Below are 22,566 nucleotides of genomic sequence, written 5' to 3'. Positions count from 1 at the left end.
TGTTCCCTCGAGGGGTACATTACTATATCGGAAAAGAATAAGAAAATCATGAGATATCTTATTGCTATGCACGGCAATCGGGATGGGGTATAGTGTGCCTGATGATAGATTTAGAAGCTGAGGGCTCGCGCCCGAGACGAGCACTGCTGGTCGGCCGCACGGAAGACAAGGCTCTTTCCGATCACGACGCGCTGCGGGAGCTGTCGAGCCTGGTAAAAACCGCCGGTTTGACTGTCGCAGGAACCATCGTTCTGAGGCGCAATGAACCGTCCGCTAAATTCGGCATGGGTTCGGGGAAAGCCGAGGAAATTTCATTACAGGCTCAGGAACTCGATGCAGACGAAATTGTGTTCGATTTCGAAATATCCCCGACGCAACAGCGGAACTGGGATTCGCTTACCGGAAAGACCTGTCTCGACCGGCAGGAAGTGATAATACGCATTTTCGCCGCGCGCGCGATTACCCGCGAGGCGGTATTGCAGGTGGAGCTTGCGCGCATGGAATATTCGCTGCCGCGCCTCACGCACGCCCACGAGTATCTTTCGCGCCAGCGGGGAGGCGCTTTCGGAAACAAGGGTTCCGGCGAAACCCAGCTCGAGCTCGACCGGCGCGGGGTGATGAACCGCATCGCCCTGGTTAAAAAAGAGCTGAAGGCGGTGCGGAAGGACCGCGCCACCATGCGCAAGCGGCGCGAACGGGTTCCCGTTCCTTCCTGCGCGATCGTCGGGTATACCAACGCGGGAAAATCAAGTTTATTGAACGCCTTGACCGACGCCGGGGTGTTGTCCGAGGACAAGCTCTTCGCGACGCTCGACCCGACGACGAAGCGCTATTCGCTTCCGAACGGCCGCACCATACTGCTGACTGACACCGTCGGTTTTATCCGCAACCTTCCGCACACCCTGGTCGACGCCTTTCACGCGACCCTTGAAGAGGCGGTTTTCGCGGACGCGGTGCTCATCGTTCTGGATGCTTCCGATCCGGACATCGCGGTTCATGAAAAAACGACGAAAGAGGTTCTTTCCGAGGTCGGGGCCGCCGATCGTCCGGTGTTGACGGTTTTAAACAAGATCGATCGGCTGGACGAGATGTCCCGGCAAACTTTGCGCGCGCTCTACCCCGACGCGGTGTCCATCAGCGCGAAAACGCGCGAAGGCTTTCAGTCGTTGATATCGCGGATCGATTCCCTTTTAGGCGGGGACGAGGGCGTGTATCTGCTGCCCCATGCCCGCCAGGATCTGGTCGCGTTCGCGCACCGGGAGGGAAGCGTTTCTTCGATCGAGTACGGAGACGAGTTCATACGCATGCATGCCCGGTCTTCCGGGCGGCTTTCGGCCGCGCTCGCTCCTTTTGCCGAGAAGGGCCATGCGTAGGGGAAAAACCGCAAAAAGAAAGACGCTTCCTCCGCTGGACATGGTTTCGGCGGCGCTGATGATTGTCGGCACGCTGATTTTCGCCGCGATCGTGGCCGGAACCCTCTGGGCTTTCGCTTCAGGCCGCGCGAACCCCCGGAGCCTCCTCGGCATCGAAGAGCGGCGGGGCGGCGATTCGCAGGGCGTCGCCGTCGACGGTGAAAGCCTTTTTTCCGGCATCGGGACTCTGCGCATTCCGCTTTCCGGCGACAAGCCGGCGACCCTCGTCGTTCGCCCGTATTTGACCATCCCTGCCGGAGACCGCCCCTTTGCCGAAGAGCTGTCCCGTAAGACCCCGGAAATCCGGGACCTTTTCCGGGAATGGTGCTCGTCCCGTACAGCGCGGGAGCTGGCGATTCTGGGCGAAAACGCCGTAAAGAAATCGCTGTTAGCGGAAATCAACGCGCATCTCGTTCTGGGCTCGGCCGGATCGCTGTATTTCAGCGAATACGAAATTTTTCAATAATAGCGCGCGTGCAAGGCGCAACCCGGATGCGGATATTCGTGTCTGAATTCGGGAAGGAGGATGATATGGATTTTTCAGGCGCTGCGAGCGCGGTGCCGGCAGCCCAGGTGCTGATCGCGACGATTCCGATCGTGGGCATTGTAATGGGCGCCGTTGTCGTTTTTTTCTATCTGCTATGGCGGCATCGGCAAATTGTACGGCATATTGAAAGGGGCGGCTATACGCGTCCTGTTTTCGACTTATATTTGTTTTGCGTTTTGGCGGGATTCCTGCTTACCGGAACCGGCCTTGTTCTATCGCTGCTTTTTCTGTTAATCGAAGGAATCAGCTATTCCCTGCTTGGAGGGCTTATTCCCTTCGCTCTCGGGATCAGCCTCATCGCTTTCTACTTCGTAACCCGATCCGACAGAAAACACGATAATGCACGGGAATGATTTCCCCCCGCTCCCGCCGCAGGACGATTCTCTGTTATGCCGAGAAGTTCTGGCGGGGAATATTTCGTCCTTTTCCGTGTTGGCGGAAAAATACCGCCGGCGGATATTAAGCCTTGGCTACGGCTTCTTTAAAAACGGAGACGACGCTGAAGACTTTTTGCAGGATGTTCTGATCAAGGTCTACACCTCTTTGGGGTCTTTCCGGGGCGAGTCGAAGTTTTCGACCTGGCTGATGCGGATAGCGTACAATACAGCGATCAACGCAGTGAACAGGCGCAGGGAATACGCGTCGCTCGCTGAAGATTACGATATTACCGACCCCGCCGACACTCCCGAGGAACGACACCTCAAGGATTGTTCCCGGGAGGCGGTCAGAGAAGCGGTGAAATCCCTCCCCGAGCGCTTTCGTGCGTGCGTGGATCTCTATTTTTTCTACGACATGCCGTACGCTGACATCAGCGAGGTTACCGGATTGCCGGTAAACACCATTAAGTCCCATGTTTTCCGCGCGAAGAAAATTTTGCGCGAGAAGCTCGATGAAGGAGACGTTCATGAATTGCCAAAAGGCCTTTGATAGATATCTCTCGCTTGATAAATACGAACACGTTCCGCTCTCGGTGACTGTTCATCTGTTATTCTGTCCGGTGTGCCGCACGAGCGTGCGTCGGCTGACCCTTGCCGAGAAAGTGCTCGCGGCTCCCCTTGCTCCCGCTCAGGCAGACGTATTGCCTCAGTCTGCCGATCCCGTCGTGCAGGCCGCTTCTTGCCCGCATTTCTTCGTCGGGCATCGCCTGGGTAGCGCCTGAACCCGTCGACCGCCATGTTTCGATGTTCCGCTGGCTTGTTTCCGGGTTTATTCTCGCCGGCGGCTTTTCCGTGCTGCCTTTTACATCCGTCGGCGAATGGTCGCGCGCGGCCTTCGGCCCTTCGTTCATCGTGCCGTTTTCCATCCTTTGCGGGGTGGCGGTTACCGGTTGGTGCGGAGTGTTCGTCGGATCGAATATCGATTTTTTCGTGAAAAAGTTCGGCTTCGCCCATACCTGAGGTACGGCGGGGCGTTGCCGTCGGTTAGTTCCAGAGGGACGAAGGATTGATCGTGGACCGGTTCTTGTACACCGTAAAATGCAGGTGGGATCCGGTGCTCTGTCCTGTGTTGCCGACGGTTCCGATCCTCGTTCCCGTCGTGACGTGCTTTCCCCTGGTGGTGAGTATCGTGTGCATATGAGCGTACATCGTCTGGTATCCGGAGTGGTGGGACACGATGACGTAGTTTCCGTAGGTGACGTCGTATCCTGTTCTGATGACCTGGCCGTCCAACGCGGCGTAAATCGGAGTGCCCTGCGAAGTCGCCATATCGATGCCGTTATGGAAGGTCCTCTTGCCGCTGAAGGGATTATTTCTCCAGCCGTATCGTGAGGAGATGTAATATCTGCCGCGCAGGGGCTTTCTGAAGAGATCTCCGTTTATTTCCTGTATGGTGACCCAGTCAAGTTTCGCGTCCGGCAGAAAGAGTACGGCTCCCGGAGCGATCGTGTTGTCGGCGATGTTGTTCGCGAGCGCTACTTTTTCCAGCGAAATGCGGTATTGGTCTGCTATTTTCTCGGGCGTATCGCCCTTCTTCGCCGTATACAGGATTCCGTTGATCGAGGGGATTTTCAGTATCTGGCCGATCTGGAGCGTCCGGGTGTTTCTCAGTTTGTTCAGGCTGATGATGGCGTCCTGGCTTACCCCGAATTCTTTCGCGATAATCCCGACCATGTCGCCCTGTTTAACTATATGGGTAAAATAATAGAGCTCGGGGAGTTCGGTTTTAGGTTCTTCCTCCTGCCCCGGCCTCTGCGAAGGAAGGCCACCGTCGAAGCCTCCCATGCCGGTGAATTCCGCGGTATTCGGCGCGTCTTCCGCCTGGGCGATTTCCGTCCGCGAGCGGCCGCCCTCTGCTTCCGCGGAAGGCGCCGCCGGTTCCCCGGAAGCGTCAATTCCGCAACCTGCAAGAACGCACAGCGATATTAGAACAATCCCGCATGCGGGTTGGAGGAATCTGCTTACTCTCATCGTGTCTCCACTATATCATCCCGCAGGACGGCTGTGTATATTTTCGGCATGTTTTCTCCGGGTATTACCCCTTTTTATTAAGGCCTATAAGGTAGGTTTCAAAGCTTTCCGAACGGCAGGCGACCGGTTTGAAGCCCCGTGCGGATGTAAAAAGGGTGCGCAGTTTTTTCAAGTGTTCCTGTTCGCCGCCGCCCTGGAATACCTTGACTACGAAATTTCCGCCGGTTTCAAGCATTTGTTCGGCGTAGAAGATCGCAAGCTCGACGAGTCCGCTTGAACGCGTGGTGTCCACCGTCCTGTTGCCCGTGGTTGCGGGAGCCGCGTCGCAGACGACGAGATTGTAGGGGCCCAGTTTTTTCGCCTCCGCCCTGATCGCCGGAGCGTAGAGGTCTCCCTGAAAAAAAGAGAGGTTGTCTCCTTTTACGTCCTTCGAGAGCGGAGAAAGATCGATCGCGGTGACGTGCCCCGAACCGTCGAGGGCGCGGAGAAGGAAGGTTGTCCAGCTTCCGGGCGCCGCTCCGAGATCGAGAACGCGGGTATTCGGGCGCAAAAGACCGAACTTTTCGTCCATTTCTTTCAATTTATACACAGATCTGGCCGGATATCCTTCTGAAAAGGCTTTTTGGCTCCAAAAATCAGGTTTGCTGTAGCTGTTGGACGGCATGGGTTCCCCTTGCAAGAAAACGGTTATCGGATACAATATCGGCTATGAATATAGAATATACGCGGAGACTTGAAAAGATCGAAGAAGTTCTCGCTTCAGCCTTGCCTGAACGGCCAGACAACGACTGGATTAATTCTTCATTCGCCGGAATTCCGGATGCCGTCCGTCCGGTTCATCTTTCGCCTTTGACCGAATCCTGCCGCGACCTGCTGCTCCGCGGCGGAAAACGCTGGCGCCCCCTCCTCATGGTGTTGTCCTGCGAGCTTGCCGGCGGCGGAGACCGGGCCTACGGCCTCGTTCCTCTCGTCGAATTTTCGCATACCGCGAGCCTTATCCACGACGACATCGAGGACGCTTCCGACGAGCGGCGCGGCAAGCCGGCCGTTCATCTCCTGTACGGCTCGGACACGGCCATCAATTCCGCCTCCTGGCTGTATTTTCATGCCCAATCGGTCATCGATTCATTTCCCTCCTCCGATACGCTCCGTTTGAACCTCTACCGTTCGGCTTCGCGCGAATTGAGGCGTTTGCATCTGGGCCAGGCCATGGACATCGCGTGGCACCGCAGCCAGGACAAGATCCCCGCGCGCGCCGAGTACGAAGCGATGGTTACGCTCAAAACCGGCACGCTTGCGAGAATGGCCGGGGAGATCGGAATGCTGGCGGCGGGAGCTGAAGAAGGAGACGCGGTAGAGTACGGAAAACTGTGCGCCCGCATCGGAGTGGGCTTCCAGATACTCGACGACGTGAAGAATCTCACCACCGGAAACCCCGGCAAAAAACGAGGCGACGACGTGGTGGAAGGAAAGAAGAGCCTTCCGGTCATCATGCATCTTGAACGCAGCCAGGGCGATCTTGAACGCATCGCCTCATTGTTTAAACGTGCCCGCGAGGAAGGAATCCAAAGCGATGCGGTCGAAGAGGTTATATCGGTGCTGCAGGAATCCGGCGCGATCGAGTCGGCGCGCGCATACGGCTGCCAGCTCATCAGCCAGACCTGTCTGACCCTGAGGGGACGCTATCCCGGGAACAAGTCCGCCGACCTTATCGCAGTTCTCTTTGAGTCCATGCTCGAAGGCGGAGTCTGACCGGGAGAAGTATTTACATTGCTTCATTGTTTTCTCGGATGTCCTGTAGTACGATTTAAGTATGAAGACGGTGAGGTTTCTTTCAGCTCAGATATGGACAATAGCCCAGGCATCCTCCGGGAACGCGGTATTCATCAGATCCGAGGGTTCCGGCGTGGCCTTGCCCGTATATGTTTCCGAATCCGATATTCAGAACATTCTGATTGAAATGACTCATATCCTCGCACCCCGGCCCATGATTCACGAGCTTCTTATTTCTACCATTACGGCTCTGGACGCAAAACTAGAACGAGTGGAGATTTACGGAATCAAGGGCGGAAGCTACCTGTGCCGAATCGTCATTGCCAAAAACGGCAAGGAAATCAGGCTTGAATCCCGTCCGTCGGACATTCTGTGCCTTTCGGCCCGAATGGAATGTCCCGTGCATGTAGACGACGAGGTGATGGCCAAGAACGCCGTGCCGGTGGATCGGATTTCGTCCGTACAGGAAACGGGAGAGTCCTCCCTGCAGGAAAACTCGATGCGGCAGCTTCTTCAAAAAGAACTGCAGCAGGCTTTGGATATAGAAGATTACGAGCGGGCCGCGAATCTGCGCGACCGCTTGAAGGCTGTCGACGCCGCGGAGTCCGGCGCGGCCGGAAGAAGCTGACCGAATAATAAGGAGTTCGCGCTCATGGAAGAAACATCTGCCTGGCTGAACGACAATGCCGTCCAGCTGGCGGCGGAAGGCTTGCATGAGGAAGCAATCGCAAGCCTCCGCAAAGGTTTGCTCTCCGATTCCCATAATCCAGTGCTCTGGTTTAATCTCGCGCTCAGCTGCCGGGCGATCGGACGCTTGCCGGAAGCGCGCGAAGCCCTTCTCCACGCCGCTGAAGAAAATCCCCTGGACGTAGATACTCTTGACACCCTGGGCGTAGTTCTCCACGAAACCGGAGAGGATTCCGCGGCGGAGGAATGCTATCAAAACGCTCTTGAGCTTTCACCGGGAAACGGCCGGGTGTGGAACAATTACGGCGTCCTCCAGTTCAGCCAGTCCCGTTTCGAAGAAGCCGCGCAATCGTTCGAGAAAGCCGTCACCCTTATTCCCGATTTCGACGATGCTCTGTATAATCTGCGGGATACGTACGAGGAGCTGGGGCGCTCCGACGATATGAATACATGCGCCCGGATACTCGAACAACGCGGATTTATACCGGACTAAGACTCTCTCGGGGGAAGAATGGGCATCAGAATCGTATACATCGCTGAAATTGTGGGCAAAGCCGGAATCTGGTGCGTAAAACAGGGCTTGCCCGAACTGAAAAAATCAGAAAAACCCGATCTTGTGATCGCCAACGGCGACGGAACGACCGGAGGCGCAGGCCTTGGCCGGCAGCACGCCGGATATTTGCGCAAGCTGGGCATCGACGTGATCACCGGCGGAGACAGTATTTTCTTTAAAAAAGATCTGGTAGAAGGAATGGATACCGTTCCCTATGTGTTGAGGCCGGCGAATTTTCCTCTGCAAAGCCCGGGTCGGGGCTGGCGCTTCGCACAGGCCGGCCGCGAGCGGGTTGCGGTCGTTTCGATGCTCGGCCAGGCGGGTTTTTCCCGCGTGCACGGGGACAATCCCTTCGCGGCCCTGCATCCCCTGTGCGATCGGCTGAGACAGGAAACTCCGTACATCATCGTGGATTTTCACGCGGCCGCGACAGCGGAAAAGCAGGCGTTTTTCCGCCATGCAGACGGCCGCGTCTCGGCGGTGATCGGTTCCCACGGACGGGTTCAGACGGCCGATCCTTCGATCTTGTCGAACGGCTGCGGGGTGATAACCGACGCCGGCAGGACGGGAAGCCTTGATTCAGTTGGCGGCACGGATCCGGAGGTTCACATACGCGAGTATCTTTCCCGCATGCCGGACTGGAGCAAGGACGCGTGGACACGGCCGGCTCTTCAGGGAGTCGTGATCGATCTGGATGATAGCGGAAAAACCGCTGCTATACGCAGTTTTTCGCATGATTGCGGGGAACCGCCCCAGCAGGATCGCGTATAATATAAGACGAGGGCGATGCGTGCCGCATGCGCAGCGCCCCGGCTATTCGGGAGGAAGATTTCCGCCCGTTGCATGACAGGAGGCTAAATATGCAAGAGTCAGCGCGCGTTGTTTCTATCGAAGGTTCAGTTGCGACGGTCCAGCCCCTGGACATCGAGGTGTGCATCGGCTGTTCTAATAGCGAGTGCAAGAAAAACGGCAATCTGTTCCGCGTGGCGAATTCGCGGAATTTTCCGATAAAGCCGGGCAGCGAAGTGAAAATCGCCGCGCCGGTGAAGAACCAGCTGTATCAGGCGATATTCGCGGTAGGCGTGCCGGTCGCGGTTTCCGCGTGCTTTTTTATAGCGGCGCGGCGCTATATTCCCTCAGTGGGGGAGGGCGGATCCGTCGGAATCGCCCTCGCGGCCCTTGTCGCCGCGATGATCCTGGTCTATCGGATACGCAAGAGCGTAGAGGCCGATCTGCCGGAGATTATTTCTGTTTTGGAAGCCTCTCCTCTGGATCTTTCCGCGGAGGAAGCCCCCGGGAAAACCGGGAACTATCAGGATTCAGAACCGGGAGACCCGGGATCGGGCCGGTAAAAGAGTTTTTTTTAAGGATGTACGTGGAGCGATCCGGGCTCCGGCAGGTAGTAGAGCTTGCAGATGGATGCCCGTAGCGAAATAGACTCGACTCGGGCATCCCGTACCCTGTTAATGCGCGAATTCCCGGGCGTATTTATTGATCGCCTCGGCCATATCGGAAAGGCTTACCTGTTCCATGACTCCGCCCAGCTCCCAGGCAACCCGGGGCATTCCGTAGACAATGCTGGATTTTTCATCCTGCCCGAGCGTTCTCGATCCTTCCGCGTATAATTCCGCGAGCTTTGCCGCTCCGTCGCGGCCCATTCCCGTCATGATGATTCCGAGCGCCCTGTTTTGATACTCGCGGGCGATCGAGCCGAACAGCACGTCGGCCGAAGGACGGTGCCCGTTCTGGGGCGGGGCGTCGGTTATGTGCGCGATTGAGGCCAGCGGCCGTTTTTCCACTTCCAGATGCTTGTCTCCCGGAGCTATCAGAATTCTGCCGGGTTTGACCAGATCGCCTTCCTGGGCTTCTTTTACCTCGAGCGGGCAGATCCTGTTCAAACTGTTCGCGAATTCCTCCGTAAAACCGGCCGGCATGTGCTGGACGACGACTATCGGCTGCTTCAGGTTCGGATCAATTTTGGCGAATACTTCGCGGAGGGCGTTCGGTCCGCCGGTGGATATGCCTATCGCGATGATTTCGATCGGGCCGGGTTTGCGCACCGGCACCGGTTTCGCCGCGGCCGGCTTGCCGGTTTGAACGGCCCTGGCGGCCGCAGTATCCTGATGGAACAGGTCCGGCGAACCCGGATGAAGGCTTTCGATGCCGGTTTTGCGCTGATAATGGCCGGTTTCCGGGTCGATGAGCCGCGATTCGTAGCTTTTCAGGAGCTCTTCCGGTATCCGGCGCGCCGTGCCGGCGATTTTCTTCAGCTGGTACTGTCCGCCGTACCCCTGCAGCATCTCGACAAGCTGGGCCGCGACGGTGTGGAGATCCGCGGATTCCGAACCCGAGGGCTTGGTGACGAAATCGCTTGCGCCGAGCTCAAGGCATTCCATGGTGACCTTGGCGCCTTCTTTCGCGATGCTCGAGAGGATGATCACCGGAATATCGAGTCCGATTTTTTTACGTTCCTTGAGAAATTCAATGCCGTTCATTTCCGGCATTTCTATGTCCAGCACGATGATGTCCGGCTTCGCCTTGGCGATTTTCTGCAGGGCGAAGCGTCCGTTCATCGCTTTGTCGGCGATCTGGAGGTTCGGGGCTGAATCTACGATCTTGCCTATCAAGCTCCGCATGAGGGCTGAATCGTCTACAATCAATACGGATATGGCTTCCATTTATTCTTCCTGTCAGGTGTTTTTTTGGTAGAGGCAGGCCCATTCGGTTTTAAGGAATTCGAATCGGGTTTTCATGCCGAACAAGGACTCCGAGTGGCCGATGAAAAGGTAGGACTTCGGGGACATCGCGTCCCAGAAACGGTCGATTACCGCTTTTTGCGCCGGCTCGTCGAAATAGATCAAAACGTTTCTGCAGAACAAAATATCGATGTTTCTCTGTCCGGAATCGTTCTTCAGATTATGATAGTCGAAGCGGATCATGTTCATGATGTCCGGCTTTGCCTGGTATCCGTTGTTCTTTTTTTCGAAAAAGCGGGACAGATACTGGTCGGGGATTCCGACGATGCGGGGTTCGGGATAAAAACCGGTCTTTCCCACCAAGAGCGATTTGAGCGACAGGTCCGAGGCGACGATTTCCGCGGTGAAGGGCGCCGGGAGTTTATCTTTCAATATCATCGCGAGCGTATAGGGTTCCTCTCCGGTCGAGCAGCCCGCGCTCCATACCCTGATCTTCGTTTCGTTTTTCGCCTTTTTCAGTTTTATGACTTCAGGTATGATGAAATTCTCCAGCGCGTCGAAATGGGGCTGGTTTCTGAAAAATCGGGTGAGGTTGGTGGTGACAGAGTCGAGCATCAACTTCATCTCTTCCTTGTCTTTCATGATGAGCGCGTAATACTCGCTTACATGAGACATCGTTTTTTCTCTGAGGCGTTCTTTTAATCGGCTTTCCAGGATGGCCCGGTTCGTGGCGGAGAAGGTGATTCCGCTTTCGTCGTATATAAGTTTTCGATACTGATCAAAATCGGCATCGCTGAGAAAATCGGCCATAAAAACTCCTGTGTATCTTCGATCGTATCTCGTAAAAGTCTAAAACCTCAGGGGGTCCCTGTCAATGAGCGCGAATGGTTTTGACGAAAGCGGACATTGTCTATATAGTGGGATCATGCCCAGGCTTCGCGTCCATTCAGCCTATATCCTCTTAGCCGGTTTCTTGTGCGGGTGCAGCTTTAATTATTCGGACGCCGCGGACGCTTCAGAACGTTTTCCGGACATAGTGCTGGATCAAGTATCGGCATATCGCTATGAAAACGCAGAACTTTCGATCGTACTCAGCGCGAAAACGCTTGAAATGTACGACTCGGACCGAATGTGGGCGGGCGAGGGCATTTCCTTCGTCCAGTACGACTCGGGCGGAGAGCGGACGGTCGCCGCGGAGGGCAGCGCCGGCTATTTGATAGTCGACGACCGGAACAGCGTGTATTCGCTTGCCGGCGAGTCGGTGTTCCATGTCGTAAAAGACGGAATCTTCCTGCGCTCTTCCGGCCTCAAGTGGATGAGGAACGAGCACCTCCTGCTCGGATTGACCGACGGCCTTGTGGAAGTGGAAAAACAGGACGGTTCGACCGTGCGCGGAACAGGCTTCGCGGCGAACACGCTGGGCCGCATGTATTCGTTTTCCGGCGGGGTGGACGGATTGCTGGTGACCGGTTCTTCCGCCGACGGAGCTGATATATTCGGCGGCGAAGAACAGGAACCTGCGGCGTCAGACGCCGAAGGGCCGGCCGCCCTGCCGGCTGACGCGGACCCGATAGAAGCGGATTCAGGCTCCGAAACGGATTTCCTATGAAAAAATGTTCTATTTCAGTTGCCCTTTCTCTCTTATTGCTCTGCGCATACGCGGCGACCGCGGAAAAAACCATCAGCTTTTCCGCCAAAACCATGAGCGGCAATACCGGAAAAAAAACAGAATCGACCGTGCTGGAAGGCTCCGCGACGGTAACCGTCGGCACCTTGACGATCTCCGGCGACCGGATCGAGCTTTCCGGCAAGGATTACCGCTTTGTAAAGGCGACCGGAACCGTGAACGGAAAAGACACCGAGAAGGAATTCTCGTTTTCCGCGCAAACCCTGATGTACGACCGGGAGCTTGAAGTCGCCACTTTTCAGGGAGACGCGAAGCTCTTCGATACGCGCAACGACGTGGAAGCTTCCGCTACCGTCATTTCGTATAATCAGGATACCGAGGTCGCGCTGCTTCAGTCCGATGTCCGCCTGGTGCGGAAGAACATCGATTGCACATCCGGCTTCGCCCTGTACCGCAGAACGACCTCTCTCCTTGAATTGACGGGAAGGCCGGTCGTTCTCCGGGACGGGGACGAATTCCGCGCGGACCGGATTACGGTAAACCTTGATACCGAATACATCTCCCTTGACGGATCTGTCGGGGGCGTCCTCAAAGACACCGCGAAGGAAAAGGAAAAGAAGACGCCCGCCGCAAAAGCAGATTCCGCCCTGCCGCCCGGAGCGGAGCCGCCTGAAAACGCGACGCCGACCGACGCGGAGATGCCTGGAAACGCGGCGGAGGCGAAGCCGGATGCAAAACCGGAGGCGAACGCCGGGCAGGCCGCCGAGCCGGCGAAAGCGGACGACGGGTCCGGGGCAAAGGAGCTTTCCGATGAGTGACATATTGCGGGTTGAAGGGCTCAACAAGTTTTTCAGGAAAAAGCATGCCGTCCGCGACGTCTCCTTTTCGATGAACTCGGGGGAGATCATGGGTCTGCTCGGGCCGAACGGCGCGGGAAAGACCACCTCCTTTTATATGGTCGTCGGCTTTTACCGGCCGGACAGCGGCCATATTTACCTGAACGATTTGAGGATCACCTCTCTTCCGATGTACAAGCGCGCGCGGGCCGGTCTTTCGTATTTGCCCCAGGAAGCCTCCGTATTCAGAAAATTGACGGTAGAGGAGAACATCTGGGCCATACTGGAGACCAGGCGTGACCTTACCAAGGACGAGAAAAAATACCGGCTCGACTCCCTGATCGACGAGTTCGGCATCGGGGGGAACCGCAAGCAGCAGGCCTACACTCTTTCCGGCGGCGAGCGGCGGCGCACCGAAATAGCGCGCTCCCTTGCCATCGAGCCGAAGTTTCTGCTGCTCGACGAGCCCTTCGCGGGAATCGATCCGATCGCCGTACACGACATCAAGGAGATAATCCGGAGGCTTGCCGGCCAGGGGATCGGGATTCTGATAACCGACCACAACGTCCGCGATACGCTGGAAATCACCGACAGGGCATGCATAATAAACAAGGGTGAAATAGTCGAAGAGGGGCCTAAGGACTACATTTTGTCGTCTGAAATCGCCCGATCGGTATATCTCGGCGAGCAGTTCAGGATGTAAACAACCGGCGCCAGAATTCTCTAATTCCTTCTATAGTAAACTTTTTCTTGACATCGAGGGGCTGTCCCCTGTATCATCTAGTTTGACAGCTTATAAAATGGAGAGGAGCATACGCATGAATGTATTGTATGTTGTCCTGCCTGCTGCCGGTTTATTTCTTGGATGGACTATTCGCTGGCTGTACGCCAGATTTCAACTATCTGCATCTGAACAAAGAGCGGAACGTGTAAAACAGGACGCAATTAAAGAAGCAGAAGCGCAAAAGAAGGAAATTCTTCTAGAAGCAAAAGAACAGCTTATTCGGGAAAGAAACCAGCAGGAGCGGGAAAATCGTGAACGCAGGAGCGAGCTGCAGCGCTATGAGCGCAGGCTTACCCTGAAGGAAGAAGCGTTAGACAAACGCACTGAAACGATGGACAAGCAGGATGAAAAAATCGCCGAGCAGGAAAAACATCTTGCGGAGCGGGAAAAGTTCATCGACGGAGAAGAAGAACGGTATCGTCTGGAGCTTGAACGAATCTCCGGACTTACATCAGAAGAGGCGAAAGCCCTTATTATCAAGGATCTTGAGAACGAGGCGAAGCACGACGCGCAGCTTCTGCTCAACAAGATCGAGCAGGAAGCGCAGCTTTCCTCGGAGAAAAAGGCCCGCGACGTGCTTGTGTCTACGATACAGCGCATCGCGACCGAGACTACGAGCGACATCACCGTAGCGACGGTAAGCCTTCCCAGCGACGAAATGAAGGGACGGATCATCGGACGCGAGGGGCGGAACATCCGCACGCTCGAGACGCTGACCGGAGTCGACGTCATTATCGACGATACTCCCGAGGCAGTGGTCATTTCCTGCTTCGATCCCGTGAGAAAGGAAATCGCGAAGGTTTCGCTCGAACGGCTCATTCTCGACGGACGAATCCATCCCGCGCGCATCGAAGAGATCGTGCAGAAGGTTACCAGAGAGATTTCGCAAAAGATTTACGAAGAAGGGGAGAAAGTCCTCTTCGATCTGGGCATACACAACATGAGCCAGGAAGGCGTACGGGCTCTCGGCCGCTTGTACTTCCGCACGAGCTACGGACAGAACGTCCTGTACCACTCGAAGGAAGTCGCGATGATAGCCGGAATGCTCGCCGCCGAAATCGGCGCGAACCGCGAACTCGCCAAGAGATCCGCGCTGCTGCACGATATCGGAAAGGGCGCGGAGAACGATTCCGACCAGAACCATGCCGAAGTCGGTATGGAGATGGCGCGGAAGATGAACGAGGACGCGCGCGTCATCAACGCGATCGGTTCTCACCACAACGACGTAGAGCCGTCGTGCATCGAGTCTGTTCTTGTGCAGATCGCCGACGCAATTTCAGCCGCAAGGCCGGGAGCGCGCCGCGAGACCATAGACAATTACGTGAAGCGGCTTGAAAACCTGGAGTCGATCGCCGAAGGATTCACCGGAGTAGAGAAAGCGTACGCCATTCAGGCCGGCCGCGAACTCCGGGTTCTCGTGAACAACGAGAAGATTCCCGACGCCGATGTAAAGGAATTGGGACGCAATATAGCCAAGAAGATCGAAAACGATCTGCGCTATCCCGGACGCATCCGGGTAACTCTCATACGGGAAACCAGAATTGTAGAATACGCGCGATAGCGCGCATTCTTCTCGAGGAACTGATCAAAGATCAGTTCCTCGCCTGGTTTAGGCCCGGTAGGGAATGCTCAGGTTTGGCGGTCTGATGCAGATCCGCGTTGCGCGAAAGGGCAACGCGAAATAGATTCAAAACATGATAGGCTGTCCTGCAGAATGCCGCGGGACAGCCTTTTTTTTTCGCGTGTCCGCGGAAACGCTAACTTCCCGATGCCCAGCGCATGGAGAACGTATGCTTTCAGGATGGGTGGTCGTAATTTTCCAGGAATTCGGCGGTGAGGATCCCGCAGACGGTTTCCCTGGTCGCGATGGTTTCGCGGGCGCAGGCCAGGCCGTATCTGATGCATGCCTTTTCCGATTTTCCCCTGAGGTGGCCGTACAGAAAGCCCGAGGCGAAGGCGTCTCCCGCGCCGACGGTGTCCACGACGCTCGACGGGATATAGGGTTTTTCGATCCAGGTTTTATCTCCGATCCCGACGAGGACTCCCCGGTCGCCGAAGGTGATTATGAAGGAGCGGTATCCGAGAGCGCGGAAGCGCGAGGCTGTTTCTTCGGTCGGAAGCAGGGATCCCGGCGCTTCTTCCAGAATGGCGGCGGCTTCGAATTCGTTCGCGCCGAAGAGGTCTATCAGCGGCGCCCAGGGGAGGGTTTTCCGCGCGATGTCCGGAGAGGTCGCGTTCTGGAAGACGAAGAGCGGATGCTTGCCGAATGTTTTGCCCGCCGCTTTCAGGGCGTAGAGGGCTTCGAGAGTTTCAATCGACAGATTCGAGTCGATGACGAAGGTGTCTATTTTTAGTTCTTCGACCTTCTGCAGAAAATCGGCGTCCACCGCGATTTGAGAAAGGATGGCGTTCGAATATATGCACGACGAGGACGCTCCCTGGGCTCCCATGACGGAAAAAAGCGCTGTGGTTCCGTTGGGGCTTGTGCGCAGGAGCTCCGTGCGGACCTGCGCCGTCTCCAGATTTTTTCGTATGTATTCGCCGAATATGTCCTGGCCCACGACCGAGCAGATCGCGGTCGTGAAGCCGAGCTGGCGCAGGTTTATCGCCATCCCCCGGGCTACTCCTCCCGGCACCAGATCGATCGTTCCTTCGCGGTACGCGTTTTGTACGTCTTCCTGATAGCTGAAAGCCTTTATGTCGACCGAAGCCGATCCGATGCTGAGCACTGTGCGCATCTTGCGTTCCCCCTGATTCAATCCCGAGTATACGTGAAAATCGGCTCTCTGTCATTTCGCCCCCGGCTATTGCCTTTTTCCCGAACCTTCGCTAGTGTATGCCCGACCGGGGGTGTTATGGAATCCGCAAGCGCGGGTTCGACATGACTGAGATTATACCCCAGCGGGTTCGCCTTGAACCCGCCCGGATCCGTACGGATCCGGCAACCTGATCCGGGTAATGCCGGCGGAGGGAGAGTGATGAAGACCCGTCTTTTTTCATTCTGCGCATGTTCAGTATTTTTCTCATTGATGGTTCCCGCGGTTTTGTCCGCGGGAGGAAAGAGCGACGCCGACGTCTCAAAGACGGTCACGGTGTACGCCTACGATTCGTTCACCGCTGATTGGGGGCCCGCTCCCGAGCTTGCCAGGCTGTTCGCGGAAAAAACCGGAATGACCGTCGAATTCGTGTCCTGCGGCGACGCGGCCCAGGTGCTTTCGCGCGCGGTCATGGAACGCAAGAGCCCGGGAGCCGATGTGCTGGTCGGGATCGACAACAACCTTCTTCCCGCGGCGCGTTCCGCCGGCGTTTTAACGGCGTACAAGCCTGCCGGTTCCGACGCTGTCGACAGCTCTCTGCTGCTCTCCGGCGACTGGCTGTTGACGCCGTACGACTGGGGCTATTTCGCCTTTATTTTCGATACTGCTTCTTCGGTGCGGCGCCCGGAAAACCTTGAAGACCTGTGTTCTCCCGAGTACAAGGGGAAAATCATTCTGATGGATCCGCGGACCAGCACCCCCGGAATCGGGTTTCTTGCCTGGACGATGGGTGCCTACGGCGACCGGTGGACTGATTACTGGAGCCGCCTGAAGGACAACGTTTTGACGCTCGCTCCCGGCTGGGACACCGGCTACGGACTGTTCACCTCAGGCGAAGCTCCTCTCGTGATCAGCTATACCACGAGCCCCGCTTATCACCTTGAATACGAGCAGACCGAACGGTATCAGGCCCTGGTGTTTCCCGAGGGACACGCGATGCAGATCGAAGGGCTCGGGCTGGTAAAGAGAGCCGCGAATTCCGAGGGCGGAAAGGCCTTTATCGATTTCATGCTCACCGACGAGGCGCAGGCTGTGCTGCCCCTTACCCAGTGGATGTACCCGGTTTCCGCGAGCGTCGAGCTGCCTGCTTCCTATCGCTTGGCTCCCCGCGCGGAGAAAACCGTTGCGGCGCCGGTCGACGCGGTCGGCAAGGCGGTCAATCAGGCCGTATCGATTCTGGGTAGATGAAACTGAACCCGATGCGGGGGTGTGCGCTCCGCCGGCCGGCCCCCGGCGGCATGATCCTCCTGCTGACGGCCGGAGCCGGAGCCGCCGCCCTGCTAGCCGCGCTTTTATCGTTTTTTATTCCTGCCGGCGCGGCGCTCTTAGCCGCGTCGGGAAGCGATTCTCCGGCGGGAGGCGCGCCGGGAGTCGGCTTCTCCCGGCTGTTCTCAGCCCTCGGCTTCACGCTGCTTCAGGCCCTGCTTTCCTCGCTGACTGCGATGGCCCTCGGCGTTCCCGCCGCGTTTCTGACGGCACGCAGAGAATTTCCCGGACGCAGACTGCTGCTCTCCCTTTCCGGAATCCCCTTGTGCATTCCTCCGATCATCATCGCTCTGGCCTTCGTTCTTTTTTACGGCCGGCAGGGATATTTGAATACGGCGTTGATGCGGATTTTCCGGTTGGAAGAGCCGCCTGTCACTTTTCTATATTCTCTTTCCGGGGTGGTGCTTGCACACGGGCTCTATAATTTCCCGGTCGTGCTCCGCACCGTTTCGCGGGTCTGGGAGCGCCTGCCCGCCTCGGAAGAGGAGGCCGCCGCGCTTTTGGGCGCGAGTCCGTTCAGGATATTCAGGACGGTGACCTTTCCGCATTTGGCGGGAGCGGTTCTCTCCTCGTCCGTGCTGGTGTTTCTCTATTGTTTTTTCAGCTTCGTCATCGTGCTTCTGTTCGGAGGGGTCGGCGGCACCACGCTCGAGGTAGAGCTGTACCTGGCGATACGGGCCGGATTCGACTATCGCGCGGCCGGCTGGATCGCCGTCGTCGAGACGGTCAGCGCCCTCGGCATCGTGTTCGCCTATCAGGCTATCCAGAAAAAACTGTCCGAAGGGGCTTCAGGATTCCGGAATCCGGCGAAGAGAACCGGGTTCGCCTCCCGTACGGAAAAGACTCTCGCGGTTGTCTTTTTGGCTGCGATCGCCGTATTCTTCCTCGGCCCCCTGCTGCTTGTCGTTGCCCGCTCTTTTTCCTTTTTTCCCGGAGGGCAGTATACGGGACGGTCCGCGGCGAGCCTTGCCGCCTGGAAGACTCTGCTTTTCCGGCCCGCTTTCGCGCCTTCCCTGTTCGCCACGATCGGGACGGCGGCGGCTGTTGCACTTGTTTCCGCGGCCGCCGGGACCTTTTTCGCCGTATGGGAGCGCGTCTCGCCGCGAAGGCTGCTTTCGATGCTTCCGCTGGCGCCCCTCGCGGTGTCCTCGGTGATGCTGGGCTTCGGCTGGAGGCTGCTGGTTCCCCGGGGCAGCGTGTGGATGCTGGTATGCGCCGGTTCGGCTCTGGCCTGGCCGTTCGCGTGGACTCAGATCCGGGCAGCGATCGACCGTATTCCTCCTTCGGTAATGGACGCCGCCCTGCTTCTTTCGAAAAGCCCTCTGGAGGCGCATGCGCGGGTAACGCTGCCGCTCGCGGCGAAGGGCATTCTTTCAGGAGCCGCCCTCGTATTCGCCATCAGCGCGGGAGACGCGACGCTGCCGCTGGTGCTGAGCATTCCGAAGTTTGAAAATCTGCCGCTGATGCTGTACCGGCTCGTCGGTTCGTATCGGTTCGCGGAAGCCTGCGCCTGCGCTGTGTTGTTGGCGCTTCTCAGCGGCTTCGTGTTTTTCTTGCAGGATAGCGAGGGATTCGAGTCCCCGGGCGAGGAGTGAATTCTATGATCGAAAATAATACCGGCGAATCGCGCGGAGCTCTGCCGAAGGCTCCGTCAGGGGCGTCTTTGGAGGCGGTCGGGCTGGCAAAGCAGTGGCCGATGAAACGGGTGTCTGTTTCCTTTGCGCTGAAAGCGGGAGAGTCGATAGCCCTGCTCGGGCCGTCCGGCTGCGGGAAATCCTCCGTGCTGCGCATGATAGCGGGCTTTCTGTCTCCCGACTCGGGGACGCTGCTGATGGACGGCAGGGATATCGCGGCGGTTCCTCCGGGGAAACGCTCGGTGGGCATGGTGTTTCAGGAGCATGCGCTTTTTTCGCATCTTCGCGTGGACGACAACATCGGATACGGTTTAATTTCGGAGGGGATGTCCCGCAGGGAAAGCCGCGAGGCAGCCGCGCAGTGGCTTGAGCGCTTCGGTTTGCAGGGGTTCGGCCGGCGCAGAATCGAGTCCCTTTCCGGAGGCGAAAAACAGCGGATCGCCCTCGCGCGCACGCTGGCTCCCGGTCCGCGGGTCGTTCTCTTCGACGAGCCCCTTTCCGCCCTGGACGCGAACCTCCGCGGCCGCCTTCGCTCGGAATTGCGCGAACGCCAGCTTGAGCTCGGGTATACGGCGATCTATGTGACCCACGACGAAGAGGAAGCCCTCGTCCTTGCCGACCGCGTCGTCAGGATGGACTAAAATCCCTATAGCTGGACAGCCGTCCCCGCAGGTCGCTATACTGCCGCCTATGGGTTTTCGATATACTGATTATGATGTGATCGTCGTCGGCGGCGGTCATGCCGGCATAGAGGCGGCGCTCGCGGCTGCGCGCATGGGGCAGAAGACCATGCTTATTACGCAAACGCTGGATTCCATCGGAAGACTGTCCTGCAACCCCTCGATCGGAGGGATTTCCAAAGGCAATATAGTGCGCGAGATCGACGCCCTCGGCGGCGAAATGGGCCTTCTCGCGGACGCGACCATGATTCAATACCGGCTGTTGAACCGGAGCAGAGGCCCGGCTGTCCAGGCTCCCCGCGTTCAAGCCGATAAATTCCGCTATTCGCTTCTCGCCAAGCAGGCTCTCGAGCTGGAGCCTAACCTGCATGTGTATCAGGACACCGTAATCGACCTTATCGCCGATTCGCGCGTCAGAGGCGTCCGCACGTCGCGCGGGCGGGACATCGGAGCGCGGGCGGTCGTGCTTACGACCGGAACCTTTATGGAAGGGAAGATATTCATCGGGGAATACGAGGCTCCCCACGGACGGCTCGGCGAAATAGCTGCGCAGGGCCTCGGATCCGCGCTGAGGCGGATGGGATTCGCCGTGGGCAGGCTCAAAACAGGCACTCCTCCGCGCATTCTCAGCTCCACCGTGGATTATTCGCTCCTCGAGCGGCAGGACGGGGACCCGGAGCCTATGCCGTTCTCCTTTTCCTCCGATCAGGTTGACCGGCCGATGGTTCCCTGCTGGCTTACCTATACGTCGGCGGACACTCATCGCATCATTCAGGAAAACATCCACCGTTCTCCCCTGTATTCGGGGAAAATTCAGGGCGTCGGTCCGAGGTACTGCCCCTCGATCGAAGACAAGGTTGTGCGCTTTGCCGAACGCGAACGCCATCAGCTGTTTCTGGAGCCGGAAGGCCTTGAGACGGAAGAACTCTATATCAACGGACTTTCATCGTCGCTTCCGGAGGAAGTCCAGGACAGCTTCATGCGCACGATACCCGGCCTGGCGGACGCGGTGGTTACCCGCCCGTCCTACGCGGTCGAATACGACTATATGGATCCCATGCAGCTTTCGCCCGATCTTGAAACCCGGCGACTTCCCGGTTTGTTCACGGCCGGGCAGATCAACGGCACTTCCGGCTACGAAGAAGCCGGCGGGCAGGGCATTATCGCGGGCATAAACGCGGCCCTGTCTTCCCGGGCGGTCGCCGCCGGAGAATCGGAGCGGCAGCATTTCGTGCTTTCACGGTCCGAGGCGTACATCGGGGTTATGATCGACGATCTGGTAACGCTCGGAACGAAGGAGCCCTACCGGATGTTCACCGCGCGGGCCGAATACCGGTTAAAGCTTCGCCACGACACGGCGGACGAGCGGTTGACGGCGAAATCCTGGGAGATCGGCCTCAGAAGACCCGAGGCTCTCGACAGGCTGAGGAAAAAGCTGGAGCTGAGGGACGGGCTGACCGCTCAATGGGATGCCCGGCGCATCACTACGGCAGAGGGAAGCGCGACGCCGTCGTTGGCGAAGCACATCGGCAAAACTTGCGCTGAAGCGCTGCGCGACCCCCTTGTTCCCGTCGAAGACATTCTTTCGCTTGAAGCCTCGTTCAAGAGCTTTCCGCCGGCAGTCAGGACAGCAGCCGAGCTGGAAATCAGATACGAGCACTACATCGACGCGCAGGACCGGCGCATCGACAAATTGAAAAAAATGGACGATACGAAGATACCGTCGGATTTCGATTATTCAGGGGTTTCGGGGCTGTCGAAGGAGTCGATGAATAAGCTGAAGGACGTGCGCCCGGCGACTCTCGGACAGGCGTCGAGAATTTCTGGAATCAGGGCTTCAGACGTGATGCTGTTGATGGTTCATTTGAGATAAAAATCAGAGTCCGGCGGAAAGGATCGCATCGGCGTCGGCTTCGGTAATAACGTTTTCGTCGACGAGATGGAATAGCTGCTGGGAAACCGTCTGATCGAAAAATAGAAGGTCGTCCGTTCCGACGGTGATCGGGACGCCTGCGTCTATCATTTTCTTGATCGGATGCTCTTTCAGTGAAGGAACGGCTCCGAGAATCACGTTGCTCTGCGGACAGACATTGCAACGCACTTTTCGATCTGCGAGGAATCGCAGCACGGAGTCGTCGGCGGCCGCTCCTATTCCGTGCTGGACTTCGTGGAGATCGAAGAACTCGACGAATCTGCGCACCGAACGCGCGTCCGAAAATTCGCCGACGTGCGCTTTTTTCTTTATATCGAGTTTTTCCGCCAGCTTGAAAATATCGACGAAGTCTTCGATTCCGTCTTCTATTTCAGGGCCGTAGAGGTCGATGCTTTTAAATACGCGGCTTTCCATGAGGGCGGGAGCCCAGCGCGCGATTTTTTTCTTGTCGAATGTTTTCCCCATTCCCAGTTCCGGCCTGAACTCTATTTGGGATCCGTAGGTTGAAACGAAGTTGTTCACCATGCGCAGAAATTTATCGATATTCTCTTTAAAATGCACCATGAAGCCGATATCGATCGAACCTTCCAGTACAGCCACTCCGTCTGCGATCGCGTCGCGGATCGACATGTCTACGAGGCTTATTACGTCTTCTGCGGTTTTCGTGCGGGGGCGGGTGTAGCGGGAAATGATGTCGTGCATATCGTCGAGCCCGTCCATCTGACGGGGGAAATTCGGAATTTCAAAGCCGGACCATGCCATGTATGTGGTGTAGCGCATGCCGAGGTTGAGATGATTATGGGCATCAACCTTCGGCCGCGAAATATAGTGCTGCATGTCCCTCATTATGCTTCCTTCCATACGATCGGTTAAATTACCTAAATTGTATCACGTTACAGCCGGATTTCCACAAA

Annotated in this window: 25 protein-coding genes; 19 read left to right on the top strand and 6 right to left on the bottom strand. The window is 57.2% G+C overall.

Annotated features, from left to right (window positions below):
- The first annotated feature begins 101 nt into the window (after window positions 1-101).
- From hflX to K7J14_RS05560, 6 genes are all read left to right on the top strand, one after another.
- Complete coding sequence (gene hflX / locus K7J14_RS05585; protein WP_230754149.1) at window positions 102-1,373, top strand: GTPase HflX; 1,272 nt, start codon at window positions 102-104, stop codon at window positions 1,371-1,373.
- Window positions 1,366-1,878: a flagellar basal body-associated FliL family protein gene (locus K7J14_RS05580; RefSeq protein ID WP_230754147.1), complete on the top strand. Its 513-nt coding sequence runs from the start codon at window positions 1,366-1,368 to the stop codon at window positions 1,876-1,878. The genes hflX and K7J14_RS05580 overlap by 8 nt, the downstream gene beginning before the upstream one ends.
- Window positions 1,879-1,943: 65 nt before the next feature.
- Window positions 1,944-2,312, top strand: a complete 369-nt coding sequence (locus K7J14_RS05575) for a hypothetical protein (RefSeq protein WP_230754144.1) — start codon at window positions 1,944-1,946, stop codon at window positions 2,310-2,312.
- Window positions 2,299-2,886: an RNA polymerase sigma factor gene (locus K7J14_RS05570; RefSeq protein WP_230754142.1), complete on the top strand. Its 588-nt coding sequence runs from the start codon at window positions 2,299-2,301 to the stop codon at window positions 2,884-2,886. The genes K7J14_RS05575 and K7J14_RS05570 overlap by 14 nt, the downstream gene beginning before the upstream one ends.
- Window positions 2,864-3,118 carry a hypothetical protein gene (locus K7J14_RS05565; RefSeq protein WP_230754141.1) on the top strand — a complete coding sequence of 85 codons (255 nt, stop codon included), beginning with the start codon at window positions 2,864-2,866 and terminating at the stop codon, window positions 3,116-3,118. Before K7J14_RS05570 ends, K7J14_RS05565 begins: the two co-directional genes overlap by 23 nt.
- Window positions 3,119-3,140: 22 nt before the next feature.
- On the top strand, window positions 3,141-3,356 hold the full coding sequence (locus tag K7J14_RS05560) for a hypothetical protein (RefSeq protein ID WP_230754139.1): 216 nt from the start codon (window positions 3,141-3,143) through the stop codon (window positions 3,354-3,356).
- A gap of 24 nt (window positions 3,357-3,380) precedes the next feature.
- On the opposite strand, the gene K7J14_RS05555 is transcribed toward K7J14_RS05560, so the two are convergent.
- Together K7J14_RS05555 and K7J14_RS05550 are read right to left on the bottom strand one after the other, a co-directional pair.
- Window positions 3,381-4,367, bottom strand: coding sequence for a M23 family metallopeptidase (locus K7J14_RS05555; RefSeq protein ID WP_230754137.1), 987 nt, complete (start codon window positions 4,365-4,367; stop codon window positions 3,381-3,383).
- A 64-nt stretch (window positions 4,368-4,431) separates the two neighbouring features.
- The gene (locus K7J14_RS05550; RefSeq protein WP_230754134.1) at window positions 4,432-5,031 is read right to left on the bottom strand and encodes an RlmE family RNA methyltransferase; all 600 of its coding nucleotides are present in this window, start codon (window positions 5,029-5,031) and stop codon (window positions 4,432-4,434) included.
- Window positions 5,032-5,075: 44 nt separating this feature from the next.
- Here K7J14_RS05550 and K7J14_RS05545 point away from each other — a divergent pair, with 44 nt between their 5' ends.
- The 5 genes from K7J14_RS05545 (at window position 5,076) to K7J14_RS05525 (ending at window position 8,732) form a co-directional block, all read left to right on the top strand.
- Complete coding sequence (locus tag K7J14_RS05545) at window positions 5,076-6,119, top strand: polyprenyl synthetase family protein (RefSeq protein WP_230754132.1); 1,044 nt, start codon at window positions 5,076-5,078, stop codon at window positions 6,117-6,119.
- Between the two features lie 61 nt (window positions 6,120-6,180).
- Window positions 6,181-6,768: a bifunctional nuclease family protein gene (locus K7J14_RS05540; RefSeq protein ID WP_230754130.1), complete on the top strand. Its 588-nt coding sequence runs from the start codon at window positions 6,181-6,183 to the stop codon at window positions 6,766-6,768.
- A 24-nt stretch (window positions 6,769-6,792) separates the two neighbouring features.
- A complete protein-coding gene (locus K7J14_RS05535) occupies window positions 6,793-7,320 on the top strand; it encodes a tetratricopeptide repeat protein (protein ID WP_230754128.1) in 528 nt (175 codons plus the stop codon).
- A 24-nt stretch (window positions 7,321-7,344) separates the two neighbouring features.
- On the top strand, window positions 7,345-8,151 hold the full coding sequence (locus K7J14_RS05530) for a TIGR00282 family metallophosphoesterase (protein WP_408033974.1): 807 nt from the start codon (window positions 7,345-7,347) through the stop codon (window positions 8,149-8,151).
- A gap of 89 nt (window positions 8,152-8,240) precedes the next feature.
- The gene (locus K7J14_RS05525; RefSeq protein ID WP_230754124.1) at window positions 8,241-8,732 is read left to right on the top strand and encodes a SoxR reducing system RseC family protein; all 492 of its coding nucleotides are present in this window, start codon (window positions 8,241-8,243) and stop codon (window positions 8,730-8,732) included.
- Window positions 8,733-8,843: 111 nt separating this feature from the next.
- Here the strand turns inward: K7J14_RS05525 and K7J14_RS05520 are convergent, their stop codons facing one another.
- Window positions 8,844-10,058, bottom strand: coding sequence for a protein-glutamate methylesterase/protein-glutamine glutaminase (locus K7J14_RS05520; RefSeq protein WP_230754122.1), 1,215 nt, complete (start codon window positions 10,056-10,058; stop codon window positions 8,844-8,846).
- Between the two features lie 12 nt (window positions 10,059-10,070).
- A complete protein-coding gene (locus K7J14_RS05515; RefSeq protein WP_230754120.1) occupies window positions 10,071-10,886 on the bottom strand; it encodes a CheR family methyltransferase in 816 nt (271 codons plus the stop codon).
- Window positions 10,887-11,001: 115 nt separating this feature from the next.
- On the opposite strand from K7J14_RS05515, the gene K7J14_RS05510 reads away from it, so the two are divergent.
- The 4 genes from K7J14_RS05510 (at window position 11,002) to rny (ending at window position 14,884) form a co-directional block, all read left to right on the top strand.
- On the top strand, window positions 11,002-11,685 hold the full coding sequence (locus K7J14_RS05510; RefSeq protein WP_230754118.1) for a hypothetical protein: 684 nt from the start codon (window positions 11,002-11,004) through the stop codon (window positions 11,683-11,685).
- Window positions 11,682-12,521 carry an LptA/OstA family protein gene (locus tag K7J14_RS05505; protein ID WP_230754116.1) on the top strand — a complete coding sequence of 280 codons (840 nt, stop codon included), beginning with the start codon at window positions 11,682-11,684 and terminating at the stop codon, window positions 12,519-12,521. The genes K7J14_RS05510 and K7J14_RS05505 overlap by 4 nt, the downstream gene beginning before the upstream one ends.
- Window positions 12,514-13,242, top strand: coding sequence for an LPS export ABC transporter ATP-binding protein (gene lptB, locus K7J14_RS05500; RefSeq protein ID WP_230754114.1), 729 nt, complete (start codon window positions 12,514-12,516; stop codon window positions 13,240-13,242). Before K7J14_RS05505 ends, lptB begins: the two co-directional genes overlap by 8 nt.
- A 115-nt stretch (window positions 13,243-13,357) precedes the next feature.
- Entirely contained in the window at window positions 13,358-14,884 is a 1,527-nt protein-coding gene (gene rny / locus K7J14_RS05495) for a ribonuclease Y (protein ID WP_230754112.1), read from the top strand.
- A 235-nt stretch (window positions 14,885-15,119) separates the two neighbouring features.
- On the opposite strand, the gene K7J14_RS05490 is transcribed toward rny, so the two are convergent.
- Entirely contained in the window at window positions 15,120-16,061 is a 942-nt protein-coding gene (locus K7J14_RS05490; RefSeq protein WP_230754110.1) for a PfkB family carbohydrate kinase, read from the bottom strand.
- Between the two features lie 240 nt (window positions 16,062-16,301).
- Between K7J14_RS05490 and K7J14_RS05485 the strand changes: the two genes are divergently transcribed.
- The 4 genes from K7J14_RS05485 to mnmG are packed head-to-tail and all read left to right on the top strand — an operon-like array spanning window position 16,302 to window position 21,592.
- Complete coding sequence (locus K7J14_RS05485) at window positions 16,302-17,327, top strand: thiamine ABC transporter substrate-binding protein (protein WP_230754108.1); 1,026 nt, start codon at window positions 16,302-16,304, stop codon at window positions 17,325-17,327.
- Window positions 17,324-19,000 (top strand): ABC transporter permease, encoded by a 1,677-nt coding sequence (locus K7J14_RS05480; RefSeq protein WP_230754106.1) that lies wholly within the window; start codon window positions 17,324-17,326, stop codon window positions 18,998-19,000. The genes K7J14_RS05485 and K7J14_RS05480 overlap by 4 nt, the downstream gene beginning before the upstream one ends.
- A gap of 5 nt (window positions 19,001-19,005) precedes the next feature.
- On the top strand, window positions 19,006-19,680 hold the full coding sequence (locus K7J14_RS05475; RefSeq protein ID WP_408033967.1) for an ABC transporter ATP-binding protein: 675 nt from the start codon (window positions 19,006-19,008) through the stop codon (window positions 19,678-19,680).
- Between the two features lie 49 nt (window positions 19,681-19,729).
- The gene (gene mnmG / locus K7J14_RS05470) at window positions 19,730-21,592 is read left to right on the top strand and encodes a tRNA uridine-5-carboxymethylaminomethyl(34) synthesis enzyme MnmG (protein WP_230754104.1); all 1,863 of its coding nucleotides are present in this window, start codon (window positions 19,730-19,732) and stop codon (window positions 21,590-21,592) included.
- Between the two features lie 3 nt (window positions 21,593-21,595).
- Here mnmG and K7J14_RS05465 read toward each other — a convergent pair whose 3' ends face one another.
- Window positions 21,596-22,498 (bottom strand): amidohydrolase family protein, encoded by a 903-nt coding sequence (locus tag K7J14_RS05465; protein ID WP_230754102.1) that lies wholly within the window; start codon window positions 22,496-22,498, stop codon window positions 21,596-21,598.
- Window positions 22,499-22,566 lie beyond the last annotated feature (68 nt).

Origin of the sequence: Teretinema zuelzerae (genome assembly GCF_021021555.1) — a bacterium.
GTDB lineage: Bacteria > Spirochaetota > Spirochaetia > Treponematales > Treponemataceae > Teretinema > Teretinema zuelzerae.
The sequence above is the reverse complement of the archived record's forward strand: the minus strand, read 5'-3'. Positions and strand labels throughout refer to the sequence as shown.

Coding starts and splice junctions, on each gene's coding strand:
- hflX (WP_230754149.1), top strand. CDS start 102: ATGATAGATTTAGAAGCTGAGGGCTCGCGCCCGAGACGAGCACTGCTG.
- K7J14_RS05580 (WP_230754147.1), top strand. CDS start 1,366: ATGCGTAGGGGAAAAACCGCAAAAAGAAAGACGCTTCCTCCGCTGGAC.
- K7J14_RS05575 (WP_230754144.1), top strand. CDS start 1,944: ATGGATTTTTCAGGCGCTGCGAGCGCGGTGCCGGCAGCCCAGGTGCTG.
- K7J14_RS05570 (WP_230754142.1), top strand. CDS start 2,299: ATGCACGGGAATGATTTCCCCCCGCTCCCGCCGCAGGACGATTCTCTG.
- K7J14_RS05565 (WP_230754141.1), top strand. CDS start 2,864: ATGAATTGCCAAAAGGCCTTTGATAGATATCTCTCGCTTGATAAATAC.
- K7J14_RS05560 (WP_230754139.1), top strand. CDS start 3,141: ATGTTCCGCTGGCTTGTTTCCGGGTTTATTCTCGCCGGCGGCTTTTCC.
- K7J14_RS05555 (WP_230754137.1), bottom strand. CDS start 4,367: ATGAGAGTAAGCAGATTCCTCCAACCCGCATGCGGGATTGTTCTAATA.
- K7J14_RS05550 (WP_230754134.1), bottom strand. CDS start 5,031: ATGCCGTCCAACAGCTACAGCAAACCTGATTTTTGGAGCCAAAAAGCC.
- K7J14_RS05545 (WP_230754132.1), top strand. CDS start 5,076: ATGAATATAGAATATACGCGGAGACTTGAAAAGATCGAAGAAGTTCTC.
- K7J14_RS05540 (WP_230754130.1), top strand. CDS start 6,181: ATGAAGACGGTGAGGTTTCTTTCAGCTCAGATATGGACAATAGCCCAG.
- K7J14_RS05535 (WP_230754128.1), top strand. CDS start 6,793: ATGGAAGAAACATCTGCCTGGCTGAACGACAATGCCGTCCAGCTGGCG.
- K7J14_RS05525 (WP_230754124.1), top strand. CDS start 8,241: ATGCAAGAGTCAGCGCGCGTTGTTTCTATCGAAGGTTCAGTTGCGACG.
- K7J14_RS05520 (WP_230754122.1), bottom strand. CDS start 10,058: ATGGAAGCCATATCCGTATTGATTGTAGACGATTCAGCCCTCATGCGG.
- K7J14_RS05515 (WP_230754120.1), bottom strand. CDS start 10,886: ATGGCCGATTTTCTCAGCGATGCCGATTTTGATCAGTATCGAAAACTT.
- K7J14_RS05510 (WP_230754118.1), top strand. CDS start 11,002: ATGCCCAGGCTTCGCGTCCATTCAGCCTATATCCTCTTAGCCGGTTTC.
- K7J14_RS05505 (WP_230754116.1), top strand. CDS start 11,682: ATGAAAAAATGTTCTATTTCAGTTGCCCTTTCTCTCTTATTGCTCTGC.
- lptB (WP_230754114.1), top strand. CDS start 12,514: ATGAGTGACATATTGCGGGTTGAAGGGCTCAACAAGTTTTTCAGGAAA.
- rny (WP_230754112.1), top strand. CDS start 13,358: ATGAATGTATTGTATGTTGTCCTGCCTGCTGCCGGTTTATTTCTTGGA.
- K7J14_RS05490 (WP_230754110.1), bottom strand. CDS start 16,061: ATGCGCACAGTGCTCAGCATCGGATCGGCTTCGGTCGACATAAAGGCT.
- K7J14_RS05485 (WP_230754108.1), top strand. CDS start 16,302: ATGAAGACCCGTCTTTTTTCATTCTGCGCATGTTCAGTATTTTTCTCA.
- K7J14_RS05480 (WP_230754106.1), top strand. CDS start 17,324: ATGAAACTGAACCCGATGCGGGGGTGTGCGCTCCGCCGGCCGGCCCCC.
- K7J14_RS05475 (WP_408033967.1), top strand. CDS start 19,006: ATGATCGAAAATAATACCGGCGAATCGCGCGGAGCTCTGCCGAAGGCT.
- mnmG (WP_230754104.1), top strand. CDS start 19,730: ATGGGTTTTCGATATACTGATTATGATGTGATCGTCGTCGGCGGCGGT.
- K7J14_RS05465 (WP_230754102.1), bottom strand. CDS start 22,498: ATGAGGGACATGCAGCACTATATTTCGCGGCCGAAGGTTGATGCCCAT.